We start from the raw sequence: 11,704 nt of genomic DNA, 5'->3' as shown, positions 1-11,704 counted from the left end.
AACACTGTTCATACATACAGTATAAGTGTTCCTAAGCCACAGGCAATCATCTGGCACGCTGTCCATCTCCGGCCTGAAGGCCGAGGTCTTTCGCGCAACCTGATAAACGCAAAGAACATCACGGCTGTCGCACCGAACACATCGTTCCAGCCGTTCGGCATGAACGGATGCCAATTGGCGGGCGTGACGTGGAACACGCCGACGCCGATCACCATCAGCACGACCGCGACCTTGATCGCGACCATCACGTTGTTCACGCGCGCCGATTCCTTGATACCGATCGACAACAGCGCGGTGATCACCATCATCACGAGAAACGCGGGCAGGTTGAACAGCGTGAACTGACCCGGCACGGCGCCCGGCGCGGCGGTGAGGACGGTAGGCAAGCCAACGCCGAAGCCCAACAGCAGCGATTGCAGATAACCCGACCAGCCAACCGACACCGCCGATGTCGCGAGTCCGTATTCCAGCATCAAGTCCCAGCCGATGACCCACGCGGCCAGTTCACCGAGCGTCGCGCACGAGTACGTATAGATAGAACCGGCAACAGGAATCGTCGATGCAAACTCTGCGTAGGCGAGGGCCGCCAGACCGCATGCAATGGCCGCGAGGATGAACGACATCATCAGCGCCGGGCCAGCTTGCACCGCGCCGGCCCGGTGAGCACGAAAATCCCCGTGCCGATAATCGCGCCGACGCCCAGAAACGTCAGATCGAGCGCCCCCAGCGTTTTTTTGAGTCCGGCGCGTTGCGCGCCGGCGAGCATGTGCTCGATGCTTTTCTTACGGAACAGGGACATGAACGGTGACTCCTCAAACCCCGAGCGCGGTGCGCCAAATCGATTGGAAAACCCGCGATTTTATCGGATGGAGGAGGTTAAGCGTCGCAAAACGTTGCGGACAATCGAATTTTGACTTCTTTTTGAGAAGAAAATTTCAATGAAAATGTTTGAAAATTGCACGATCTTGGCAATTTGAGCTGAGTTCAGCTTTTGTAAGTTGAATCATTGGTAAAAGCCGCTCTTAAGGGCTTTTGTCGCAACGCGGAGTTGCATATCGCGATTGGTTGATGACCCCGCCAGATGAAAAAACCGAAGCGCGAAGGCTTCGGTTCTTGTTTTCCAGCACGCCAGCAAAGCTGGCAGGACGAGCTCAGCCGACGAAAGCCTTCTCCACGACGTAATGTCCCGGATGATTGTTGCTGCCTTCCTGGAAGCCCATTTCATCGAGGAGCTGGCGCGTGTCGCGCAGCATGTGTGGGCTGCCGCAGAGCATCACGCGGTCGTTTTCCACCGAGAACGGCGCCACGTCCAGATCGGCGAACAGCTTCTTCGTTTCGATCAGATCCGTGATCCGGCCGCGATTCGCGAACTCTTCGCGCGTGACCGTCGGGTAATACACCAGCTTTTCCTGGATCAGTTCGCCCAGATGCTCGTGTGCCGGAAGGTGCTCGGTGATGAAATCCTTGTACGCGAGTTCATCGACGAAACGGCAAGTGTGCGTGAGCACGATCTTGTCGAAGCGGTCATACACGTCCGGGTCCTTGATGATCGACATGAACGGAGCCAGGCCCGTGCCCGTCGACAACAGCCACAGCGTTTTGCCGGGCAGGAGGTTGTCAGCGACCAGCGTACCCACAGGCTTCTTGCCGATCAGCACCGGATCGCCCACCTTCAAATGCTGAAGACGCGACGTCAGGGGACCGTCCTGCACCTTGATGCTGAGAAATTCGAGATGCTCTTCGTAGTTCGCGCTCGCCAGGCTATAAGCGCGGAGCAGCGGCTTGCCATCGACTTCCAGGCCGACCATGGTGAACTGGCCGTTTTCGAAACGGAACGCGGAATCGCGCGTGCAAGTGAAGCTGAACAGCGTGTCGGTCCAGTGATGGACGCTTAGAACGGTTTGAGGATTAAGGTTGCTCATGGCTTCATGGATAGTGCGGAATCAGGGCGGCGCAGTAGTGCGTTCCGGCGGCCGTTGTAAAACTCGGGCTCGATTCCGGCGACAACACATCGAAGGCGCAACGAAAGCAATGCGTGATGCTAAAGCGGAATTTCCGGCGATACGCGAGAATCGGGCCGATGCTACGAAGACCCGCGCGTTCGGAGCGAATGTTCCGCATTCCCCGCTTCCTCACGCGTAATCCGCCATTTTACCGCACACGCGATTTATGGGTTCGAGGGCCGCTTTTCAACGCGCGGCGCTGGATTTTCCGACCGAAAGACGCGATTTGCACATATGTCCAGAGTCACGTCCAGACCCGGTGCGCTTGGCGTGAAAGAGCGGACAACGAACACGATCGCGCGCTGGGCCAGCGTTCCGGAGTCCGCATGATAGCAACGCCATGCGGGCAGCAAGGCAAAGGCCCTGCTGCCGTCAGGCTGGCGGTCGCGGGACAAAATCGCTGACGAGCTCGCCAGCGACACCCCGAGGTCACGGCTCTGCCCCACAACGCAGCCCGCGCTGCGCCGCCGGGCGCTCACTCAAACCCGCTGATCCGTCGACGGTTTTTCCCACAAGTTGATGCCGCCTTCGGTCGCGTGCTGATCGATCTCCGCGAGTTCTTCCTTCGAGAACTCTAAGTTCTTCAACGCGCCGACGTTCTCAGTCACTTGTTCCGGACGGCTCGCGCCGATCAGCACCGACGTCACGCGGCCGCCCCGCAATGCCCACGCCAGCGCCATTTGCGCGAGGCTTTGGCCACGTCGCTGAGCGAGTTCGTTGAGTTTGCGCACATGCTCGATATTCTTCGCGCTCAAATGCTCCTGCTTGAGCGACCCGCCGCCCGGCTTGTTGACGCGCGCATCGGCGGGAACACCGTTCAGGTATTTGCCCGTCAGCAGCCCCTGCGCCAGTGGCGTGAACGCGATGCTGCCGGCACCGACATCGTCGAGCGTATCGAGCAGATCCTCTTCGATCCACCGGTTCAGCATGTTGTACGACGGTTGGTGAATCAGCAGCGGCACTTTGTGTTCGGCCAGCAGCTTGGCCATTTCGCGCGTCTTGGCCGACGAATACGACGAGATGCCCACATACAGCGCCTTGCCCGAATGCACGGCGCTCGCAAGCGCGCCGGCGGTTTCTTCCAGAGGCGTGTCGGCATCGAAACGATGCGAATAGAAAATATCCACGTAATCCAGGCCCATGCGCTTCAGGCTCTGATCCAGCGATGCCAGCACGTATTTCCGCGATCCGCCGCCCTGGCCGTACGGTCCCGGCCACATGTCCCAGCCCGCCTTCGACGAAATCAGCAATTCATCCCGATACGCACGGAAATCGTCCTTGAACACCCTCCCGAAATTGGTCTCGGCGCTGCCGTACGGCGGGCCGTAGTTGTTCGCCAGATCGAAGTGCGTGATACCGAGATCGAACGCGGTGCGCAGGATGTCGCGCTGCGTGGAGATCGGCGTGGTGTCGCCGAAGTTGTGCCAAAGACCTAGCGACAACGCCGGCAACTTCAGGCCGCTTTTGCCACAGGTGCGGTAAGCCATCTGCGAATAGCGTTCGGAAGCTGCTTCATAAGCCATGATGGAATCCTCGAATTGGTGAAGGGGCAATGGGGTTTGCACGCACAGGCAAGAAACAATCGCGCGGGACATGTCGTCTGACGTGCGCCGAGTCCGTCATGTTAGCGAATCGCGCGGACTCTCGTCGGCCTTGACCCGAACGACTTCAAGGCTATCCCGATATGCGGGACATAACCTAATGGCCATCAAGGGGAACGATTCGCCGGTGGTGCAAGCCCAACCTTGTTCATTCGAACGAGGAGAGGATTAATGGACCCGCTGGACAAACTACGCCCTGTCTACGATTTCTTGCTGACAGCAGGCGTTACGTACGGATTCAGCGTACTGATGGCCGTACTGATTTTGCTGGTCGGCTGGTGGGTATCGAATCGGGTCGCGAACGCGGTGAAACGCGCGCTCGGCCGCACCAACGCAGACGCTACGTTCACGCCCGTGATGGCGAGCCTGGTGCAATGGGCGATCCGGGTCGTCGCGATCGTCGCGGCACTGGGCAAATTCGGCGTTGCCGCGGCCAGCATCCTGACCGTGCTCGGCGCAGCAGGACTCGCTATCGGCCTGGCGTTGCAAGGCACGTTGCAGAACATCGCGGCCGGTTTGATGCTGTTGCTGCTGCGGCCGTTCAAGGTAGGCGATTACATCGAAGGTATCGGCACGACTGCGGGAACCGTGAACGAAATCGGCCTGTTCACCACTCGTCTGACCAAAAGCGACGGTGTCATCATGTTTGTCCCGAACAGCACGATCTGGGCAAATCCGGTCACGAACTTCACCTCGAACGACCGGCGGCGCGTGGTGCTGAATGTGATCATTCCGGAAGATCAGAATATTGAGGAATCGCTGGCGTCGCTGCACCGGATTGTGAAAAAGGATCCGCGCATCATCAACGACGACAAGATGAAACCGTGGATCGCCGTCTCCGAATACACCGATACCGGCGTGAAACTGAACATCGGCGTCTGGACGAGCAGGGCCGATTATCCGAACGTGCAGGCCGACCTGCTCCGCCGGATCAAGCCGGGCATCAAGCCAGATATCAAGCCACACGAGCCGGAAACTGCTGCGGTGCTGGACGCAGCCGGCCACGCCTAATAAGCTTGCGGTCCGCACATTGACGAGATTTTTATGACCAAGGCGATTTCCATTGCACTGATCGTGGGCGGCGTCGTGCTGCTGTATTTCGGCGGCCAGTCGTTCCATTCGCTGAGCAACGACGTCTCGCGTTTCTTTACCGGCGCGCCGACGAACAAGACGATCTGGCTGATCGCCGGCGGCGCGGTCGCGATGCTGGCCGGGCTGATTGGCCTGGCGATTCCGGGCAAGCGCTAATGCCCCTGCTCTCGCGGCTTTAGATCAACGGTACATCTTCCATCGATGCCGATCGCGTACCCGGCAACGGCAAGTTGCTGGCGCCGCGATAGGTGTAGACCAGCGAGAATTTCACCTGATCGGTGAGATTCTTGCCGGCGGAGTGCAGCGTATTGCAGTGGAAGAAAACGACATCGCCAGCGTTCAATTTCGGCGAAACCGCGCTGCGAATCAGCACCTCGTTCTCGGGCAAGTCGGAGCGAAAGAACTTGGCTTTATCGAAACGTTCGGACGTGAACGCCAACTTGTGCGACATCGGCACGAACCACAACGCGCCGTTTTCGACCGTCTCGTTGCCCAGCGCGACCCACGCCGACACCAGATCGTCCCGCTCGAAGTTCCAATAACGCACATCGCGATGCCAGCCGGTCAGACTGCCGTAGGCCGGATGTTTCGTCATCACGCAATTGTGATGCGCCCGCGAAAGCGTCGGCGTCTCGCCGAAATAAACCTCCATCCAGCCGCGCACATCGGGCGATGTGGCCCACTCGGCGAATCGCGGATCGCGCTTGTATGCGTCGAGCAGCCGTCGCACCGTATGGCCGCCGGGCGCGTCTTTCGAATTCGGCGCGCCGGGATATTGCAGATCGGCCTCGAACTCCACGGGCGCGGCGGCTTCTGCCAATTGCTGTTGCGCCACGTGGCGCATGGCTTCGCAGCGCTCCGGCGTCACCAGGCCCGGCACCACCACGTAGCCGTTCTCACGCAACGCGCGGACTTGTTCCAACTTCGATTGATTCGGCATATCGACTCACAAGGAAAGCATCTGGCCGGCTGGCTTCGTCAGGCAACCATCCTGTAAGGAAGCCGGCTAATTAGGGCGAATACATCGATTGTAAATCGCGCCGGCGCTCCGGCGCTCCGTCCGGCGGTCTCCGGGGTCGTCGAACACCTGTGCGGGAAAACGCCGACTTCCGGCAGTAATATTTCTTCTATAACCTGCCGTGCATTGAGAGAGCACATCGAAAAATCGCTTTCGATGAAAATCTATTAAATAAGTGCGCGCTTCAACTTCGCAACTTTTAATGCGATGAATTGATCCAACTGTTGAACGCTTTTTTTGATCCGTCTAATGTCGGGTTGCAGTCATTGCGAACCCGAGCCTGTGAGATCCATGAATATCCGTTTCGCTAATCGTCTTACCCGTGCCGCCGTCCGTGCGGCGCGTCCTGCCGGACGCGGTGTTGTTCGCGCGTTGCGCCATCATTCGGCACGCACTCAATTACTCGCAGGGCAATTCAGGAATACCCATCCCGTCGATGGTATTCGCTCCTGGTTTCACGGGTTTTTTTCAAATCTGCGATTAAGGGCTGCATCGCGGCAGGCCGCATTTAAAGCGTTATTGCGAAAACCGGCGCAATTACGCGCGCCCGTGGCTAAATTGAAATCGGCGCCGGGCGTAATTAATACGTCAAGCCGTCGCCCGCGCAGGCTTTCTACCAGCGACGGCTGGTTCGCATTTGCGGTCCGATGATTTTCTGAAGGCGCAACGTCAGAAGTCCCGGGGCTGCTTGGTTCATGCGTGTGCGGTTTTGCCGCTATAAGCGTCGGATGAAGCGGAGCGTTTCGCACGGCGGCTGAACCCGGTGGCACGTGGTCGACCTGCCGCTGCGTCGGAACGCGTCACCGCAGCGTTGCCGTAAAAATTAAAAAGCCCGCCGAGCGCAACGCTCCGCGGGCTTTTTTACGAACCTTGAAACTTAAGCCGTTTCGACAACCGGTTCCGTACCAGCGGCTTCCGCCAGCAGCAGCGCCTTGTCCGTGGCTTCCCACGAGAATTCCGGCTCTTCACGGCCAAAGTGGCCATACGCCGCCGACTTCTCATAGATCGGACGCAGCAAGTCGAGCATCTGGATGATGCCCTTCGGACGCAGATCGAAGTGCTCGAGCACGAGTTCCGTGATTCTCGCATCCGACACGCGGCCCGTGCCGAACGTGTTGACCATCACCGAAGTCGGACGCGCCACGCCGATTGCGTACGACACCTGGATCAGGCAACGCGAAGCCAGTCCGGCCGCGACGATGTTCTTCGCGACGTAACGCCCGGCATAAGCTGCGGACCGATCGACCTTCGACGGGTCCTTGCCGGAAAACGCGCCGCCGCCGTGAGGCGCAGCACCGCCGTATGTATCGACGATGATCTTGCGGCCCGTCAATCCGCAATCGCCTTGCGGACCGCCGATCACGAAACGCCCGGTCGGGTTCACCAGGAACTTGATGTCGCCCTTGATCAGCTCGGCCGGGAGTACCGGCTTGATGATCTCTTCGATCACCGCTTCACGCAGCGCCTTCAATTCGATGTCGGGTGCATGTTGCGTGGAGAGCACGACGGTATCGATGCTATGCGCCTTGCCATCGACATAACGCACGGTCACTTGCGACTTCGCATCCGGACGCAGCCAGTTCAGGCGGCCGTCGCGGCGCAGATTTGCCTGACGCTCGACCAGCCGGTGTGCCAAATGAATGGGCAGCGGCATCAGCTCGGGCGTTTCGTCGCATGCATAGCCGAACATCAGGCCCTGGTCGCCGGCGCCCTGATCGAGGTTGTCGTCGTGAGCGGCGTCGACGCCTTGTGCGATGTCCCGCGACTGCTTGTCATACGCGACGAGCACCGCGCAACCGCGATAGTCGATGCCGTATTCCGTGTTGTCGTAACCGATGCGCTTGATGGTGTCACGTGCGACTTGAATGTAGTCGACGTTGGCCTGCGTGGTGATTTCGCCCGCCAATACGACAAGACCCGTATTGCAGAGCGTTTCGGCCGCGACACGCGAATACTTGTCCTGAGCCAGGATGGCGTCGAGGATGGCGTCGGAAATTTGATCGGAAACCTTGTCCGGGTGGCCTTCGGAGACGGATTCAGAGGTAAAAAGATAATCGTTTGACACGCTTCAGACTCCATTAAGTACGGGTAAGTTGCTCACGTAGCCGACTTCGTCTGGAGTCTGAAGCGGCGACGCTTTAGCGGAAAACATGGTCCAGAAAGCGCCGTTAAGCGCCATCCAGCTTCGCCCCGCAAGTTGTCCATTAACTCGGCGAAGGTTTTATTATAGCGGCTTCTCACTTTTGTCACAGAGCTGAACGTTTGCCGCCATTCAAGAAATACCCTCGCCCGCGTCATGCCCGGAACGCTCCCGGGCGCAGTCAAAACCCCGCCTTCCGGAGCGTCACATGTTAGGTCGCACAGGTGTCGCGCTCGCGGTGGGTCTCCTTAAGCTGCTCGCCCTCATTCCCTACGGCATCACGGCACGTTTCGGCGACGGCCTCGGCTGGCTGCTTTATCAAGTCCCGAGCCATCGCAAACGAATCGTGCATATCAATCTCGGCCTGTGCTTTCCCGAGTGGACGCCCGAGCGCCGCGAGGAAGTCGCACAGAAGCATTTCCGGCACGCGATCCGCAGTTACGTGGAGCGCAGCGTGCAATGGTTCGGCTCGGCGAAGAAGCTCGAAAAGCTGATCCAGGTGGAAAGCGAAGTCGATCTTCTGGACCCCGACATGCCGCCCACGTTGCTGCTCGGCTTCCACTTCGTCGCGATCGAGGCCGCTTCGGTGTGGATCAACTACTCGCTGCACCGGCCCTGCGGATCGCTGTATCAACCGATGTCGAACAAGACGCTTGACGACATAGCGAAGAAGCAGCGCGGCCGTTTCGACGCCGAAATGGCGAGCCGCGCGGACAGCGCGCGAATCGTGCTGCGCTGGCTGCGCGACCGCAAGCCGGTCATGCTCGGCGCCGACATGGACTACGGCATGCGCAACTCCACCTTCGTGCCGTTCTTCGGTGTGGAAGCGTGCACGCTGACGGCAGTAGGCCGTCTGGCGAAAACCGGGCGCGCGCAAATCATGCCGTTCGTAGGCGAAGTGCTGCCGAACTATCAAGGTTACCGGCTGAAGGTGTTCAAGCCCTGGGACAACTATCCGACCGGCGACGACGCAGCCGACGCCCGCCGCATGAATGCGTTCCTCGAAGAGCAGGTCCGGCTCATGCCGGAACAGTATTACTGGGTGCACAAGCGCTTCAAGACGCGGCCACCGGGCGAACCGGGCTTTTATTGAGTATCCGCGAAACAACGGGCGATTGCTGCGCAAAACCGGACTCATCCCCCATTCGGTCTAGTGCATGCCGTCGCTGCGTGTCACTTACAATAGCGCCATGAAACTCGAATTCACCAAAATGCACGGCGCGGGCAACGACTTTGTCGTGCTCGACGGCTACTCCAAACCGCTCTCGCTGAATGGCGCCCAAGTGCGCGCACTTGCGGACCGGCACTTCGGCGTGGGCGCGGATCAGTTGCTGCTGGTCGAAAAACCGGACATTGAAGGCGTTGATTTCAAATATCGCATCTTCAATTGCGACGGCGGCGAAGTGGAACATTGCGGCAACGGTGCGCGCTGCTTCGTGAAGTTCGTGCTCGACCGGGGCCTCACCAGCAAAACGAGCGTTCGGGTACAGGTGCAGCAAGGCGTGATCGTGCTGACCATGCAGGAGAATGGCGACGTGGTGGTGGATATGGGCCGTCCGGAGTTCGAACCCGCCCTGGTACCGTTCAATTCCGAGGGGCTTCAAGGCCGCACCGAAGGCGCCGACACGCTCTGGCCGCTCGACGTGCAGGGTGAAACACGCTGGGTGTCGGCGGTATCAATGGGCAATCCGCACGCCGTTCAGATCGTGGCCGACGTGGAAAATGCGCCGGTGCTGACCGAAGGGCCGGCGATCGAACATCACGCGCGCTTTCCAAAGCGGGTGAACGCGGGTTTCATGCAGATCGTGAACCGTGGCGCGGTAAAGCTGCGCGTCTTCGAACGTGGCGCGGGCGAAACGCTTGCATGCGGCACGGGTGCGTGCGCCGCGGTCGCGGCCGGCATCCAGCGTGGCCTGCTCGACTCGCCGGTGCAGGTTCAGACTCATGGCGGCGTGCTGAGCATCGCGTGGAATGGCACGCATGATCCTGCGGCCCCGCTCTTTATGGCCGGCCCCGCCACCACCGTATTCGAAGGCGAGATCGAGCTTGACCCCACACTCGCCAACGCCGACTGACCGTCAGGAACCCGATGCTGCCCGATACCATGAACGAACGTGAAGTCGCCGAATACCTGATCGCCAATCCGGATTTCTTTGCCGAGCACGCCGAGTTGCTGGGCGCGATCCGGCTGTCCAATCCGCATGGCAAGTCGGCGGTGTCGCTGCAGGAACGGCAGATGCAAATGCTGCGCGACAAAAACAAGCAGATCGAGCGCCGGCTGGCCGAATTGCTGCGTTATGGGCATGAGAACGACAGCATTGCCGCAAAGTTTCATCGATGGACAATTCGCGTGATGTCCGAGCGCGATCCGCATGCCCTGCCGAAGACGATTCCCGCTGGCCTGTGCGAGATCTTCGAGGTGCCGCAAGCTGCGTTGCGGGTGTGGGATGTCGCGGAGCCTTACGCGCAAGCTGAATTCGCTCGGACCACGAGCGAAGAGGTGCGCGCCTTCACGAGCAGCCTGACCACGCCGTATTGCGGGCAGAATACCGGCTTCGAGGCAGCTCAGTGGCTGACATCGGCGAGTTCAGTATCGGTGGCATCGGCTACGACGGATGGTGTTGTCGATACCGCGAACACCACCGAATCCATCGCGCTGCTCGCGCTGCGCGATCCGGCAGCGGGTCCCGAAGCGCCCGCGTTCGGCTTGCTGGTCATGGGCTCACCCGACCCGCGCCGGTTCCACGAAGGCATGGCGACCGATTTCCTCACGCAGATCGGCACGCTTGCCAGCGCCGCGCTCAGCCGCTTGTTGCCCCACTGACATGACCGACGATCCGGTATCCGCCTATCTGTCGATGCTCGAGCATGAGCGGCGCTTATCGGAACACACGTTGCGCGGTTATACGCACGAACTCGACGAGTTGAAAAAGCTGGCCAACGGCCGCGCGCTGGAATCGCTGACTGCCGCCGACATGCGCGGCGCCGTGGCGCGCGCTCACGGCGGCGGGTTGTCGGCGCGTTCCATTGCGCATCGGTTATCGGCTTGGCGGGCGTTTTATCGATGGCTCGCGGAACACGTTGAGATGCAGGCCAATCCGGTCGCGACCGTGCGTGCGCCGAAACGCGCGAAGTCCCTCCCCAAGGCGCTTTCCGTCGACGACGCCAACGCGCTGATGGAAGCGCCCCAGGCCGGCACGCCCGAAGCGCTTCGTGACCACGCCATACTCGAACTGTTTTATTCGTCGGGCTTGCGGCTCGCCGAACTGGTCGGGCTGGACGTGCATTTCGTGCAATCCGAAGGCTATTTGTCGGGTGGCTGGCTCGATCTCGCCAGCACCGAAGTCAATGTGCTCGGTAAGGGAAACCGGCGGCGCTCCGTGCCCGTAGGCAGTAAAGCCATTACCGCGTTGCGCGCGTGGATCGAGGTGCGCGGGCAGTTCGTGAAAGACGATCCGCACGCGCTGTTTCTGTCGGTGCGCGGCAACCGGATGTCGCCGAACGTGGTGCGTGAACGCGTGAAACGCATGGCGTTACTGGCCGGCGTGCCGTCGAATGTGCATCCGCACGTCTTGCGGCATTCGTTCGCCACGCACGTGCTGCAATCCAGCGGCGACCTTCGAGCCGTGCAGGAACTGCTCGGCCACGCCAGTATCACGGCCACGCAGGTTTATACGTCGCTGGATTTCCAGCATCTCGCTCGCGTCTACGATCAGGCGCATCCACGCGCCAAAAAACGCGACTAAACGGTCAGGGCTGCAAGCCACCAGATGCCGCATTTTCGCGGTCACGTTAGCTCGCTCTTTATAAAAACACGGCCCGAAACCTCCAAGCGTGCACTTCCCAGTAG

General features: G+C 60.0%; 11 protein-coding genes and 1 pseudogene. 7 read left to right on the top strand and 5 right to left on the bottom strand.

The features are described 5' to 3' along the window. Positions 1-101: 101 nt before the first annotated feature. The 3 genes and pseudogenes from M0D69_RS23090 to mgrA all read right to left on the bottom strand — a co-directional run. A pseudogene (locus M0D69_RS23090) lies at positions 102-799 on the bottom strand (amino acid permease); the annotation flags it as partial. Between the two features lie 352 nt (positions 800-1,151). Further along, positions 1,152-1,922 carry a ferredoxin--NADP reductase gene (locus tag M0D69_RS23085; RefSeq protein WP_089166527.1) on the bottom strand — a complete coding sequence of 257 codons (771 nt, stop codon included), beginning with the start codon at positions 1,920-1,922 and terminating at the stop codon, positions 1,152-1,154. A gap of 560 nt (positions 1,923-2,482) precedes the next feature. Beyond that, positions 2,483-3,526 (bottom strand): L-glyceraldehyde 3-phosphate reductase, encoded by a 1,044-nt coding sequence (gene mgrA / locus M0D69_RS23080; RefSeq protein WP_301784206.1) that lies wholly within the window; start codon positions 3,524-3,526, stop codon positions 2,483-2,485. 249 nt (positions 3,527-3,775) lie between these two features. Between mgrA and M0D69_RS23075 the strand changes: the two genes are divergently transcribed. Together M0D69_RS23075 and M0D69_RS23070 are read left to right on the top strand one after the other, a co-directional pair. After that, positions 3,776-4,615: a mechanosensitive ion channel family protein gene (locus tag M0D69_RS23075; protein ID WP_301784205.1), complete on the top strand. Its 840-nt coding sequence runs from the start codon at positions 3,776-3,778 to the stop codon at positions 4,613-4,615. A gap of 33 nt (positions 4,616-4,648) precedes the next feature. Then, positions 4,649-4,852 carry a DUF3185 family protein gene (locus M0D69_RS23070; protein WP_047895373.1) on the top strand — a complete coding sequence of 68 codons (204 nt, stop codon included), beginning with the start codon at positions 4,649-4,651 and terminating at the stop codon, positions 4,850-4,852. A gap of 19 nt (positions 4,853-4,871) precedes the next feature. On the opposite strand, the gene M0D69_RS23065 is transcribed toward M0D69_RS23070, so the two are convergent. Further along, a complete protein-coding gene (locus M0D69_RS23065; RefSeq protein ID WP_301784204.1) occupies positions 4,872-5,636 on the bottom strand; it encodes a phytanoyl-CoA dioxygenase family protein in 765 nt (254 codons plus the stop codon). A gap of 369 nt (positions 5,637-6,005) precedes the next feature. Between M0D69_RS23065 and M0D69_RS23060 the strand changes: the two genes are divergently transcribed. After that, positions 6,006-6,365, top strand: coding sequence for a hypothetical protein (locus M0D69_RS23060; RefSeq protein ID WP_301784203.1), 360 nt, complete (start codon positions 6,006-6,008; stop codon positions 6,363-6,365). 226 nt (positions 6,366-6,591) lie between these two features. On the opposite strand, the gene metK is transcribed toward M0D69_RS23060, so the two are convergent. Beyond that, positions 6,592-7,779: a methionine adenosyltransferase gene (gene metK, locus M0D69_RS23055; RefSeq protein WP_301784202.1), complete on the bottom strand. Its 1,188-nt coding sequence runs from the start codon at positions 7,777-7,779 to the stop codon at positions 6,592-6,594. 205 nt (positions 7,780-7,984) lie between these two features. Here metK and M0D69_RS23050 point away from each other — a divergent pair, with 205 nt between their 5' ends. The 4 genes from M0D69_RS23050 to xerC all read left to right on the top strand — a co-directional run bounded on the left by M0D69_RS23050 (position 7,985) and on the right by xerC (position 11,600). Beyond that, positions 7,985-8,947: a lipid A biosynthesis lauroyl acyltransferase gene (locus tag M0D69_RS23050; RefSeq protein ID WP_367619749.1), complete on the top strand. Its 963-nt coding sequence runs from the start codon at positions 7,985-7,987 to the stop codon at positions 8,945-8,947. A gap of 97 nt (positions 8,948-9,044) precedes the next feature. Beyond that, positions 9,045-9,929: a diaminopimelate epimerase gene (gene dapF / locus M0D69_RS23045; protein ID WP_301784201.1), complete on the top strand. Its 885-nt coding sequence runs from the start codon at positions 9,045-9,047 to the stop codon at positions 9,927-9,929. Positions 9,930-9,958: 29 nt separating this feature from the next. Then, the gene (locus tag M0D69_RS23040) at positions 9,959-10,678 is read left to right on the top strand and encodes a DUF484 family protein (RefSeq protein WP_301784210.1); all 720 of its coding nucleotides are present in this window, start codon (positions 9,959-9,961) and stop codon (positions 10,676-10,678) included. Position 10,679: 1 nt separating this feature from the next. Next, positions 10,680-11,600 carry a tyrosine recombinase XerC gene (gene xerC / locus M0D69_RS23035; protein WP_301784200.1) on the top strand — a complete coding sequence of 307 codons (921 nt, stop codon included), beginning with the start codon at positions 10,680-10,682 and terminating at the stop codon, positions 11,598-11,600. Positions 11,601-11,704: the final 104 nt, after the last annotated feature.

It is taken from the genome of Caballeronia sp. SEWSISQ10-4 2, assembly GCF_030464885.1.
In the GTDB taxonomy this organism is placed as follows: Bacteria; Pseudomonadota; Gammaproteobacteria; order Burkholderiales; family Burkholderiaceae; genus Caballeronia.
This window is presented reverse-complemented; position numbering and strand designations above follow the sequence as displayed.

Coding starts and splice junctions, on each gene's coding strand:
- M0D69_RS23070 (WP_047895373.1), top strand. CDS start 4,649: ATGACCAAGGCGATTTCCATTGCACTGATCGTGGGCGGCGTCGTGCTG.
- M0D69_RS23085 (WP_089166527.1), bottom strand. CDS start 1,922: ATGAGCAACCTTAATCCTCAAACCGTTCTAAGCGTCCATCACTGGACC.
- M0D69_RS23065 (WP_301784204.1), bottom strand. CDS start 5,636: ATGCCGAATCAATCGAAGTTGGAACAAGTCCGCGCGTTGCGTGAGAAC.
- M0D69_RS23060 (WP_301784203.1), top strand. CDS start 6,006: ATGAATATCCGTTTCGCTAATCGTCTTACCCGTGCCGCCGTCCGTGCG.
- M0D69_RS23075 (WP_301784205.1), top strand. CDS start 3,776: ATGGACCCGCTGGACAAACTACGCCCTGTCTACGATTTCTTGCTGACA.
- dapF (WP_301784201.1), top strand. CDS start 9,045: ATGAAACTCGAATTCACCAAAATGCACGGCGCGGGCAACGACTTTGTC.
- M0D69_RS23040 (WP_301784210.1), top strand. CDS start 9,959: ATGAACGAACGTGAAGTCGCCGAATACCTGATCGCCAATCCGGATTTC.
- xerC (WP_301784200.1), top strand. CDS start 10,680: ATGACCGACGATCCGGTATCCGCCTATCTGTCGATGCTCGAGCATGAG.
- mgrA (WP_301784206.1), bottom strand. CDS start 3,526: ATGGCTTATGAAGCAGCTTCCGAACGCTATTCGCAGATGGCTTACCGC.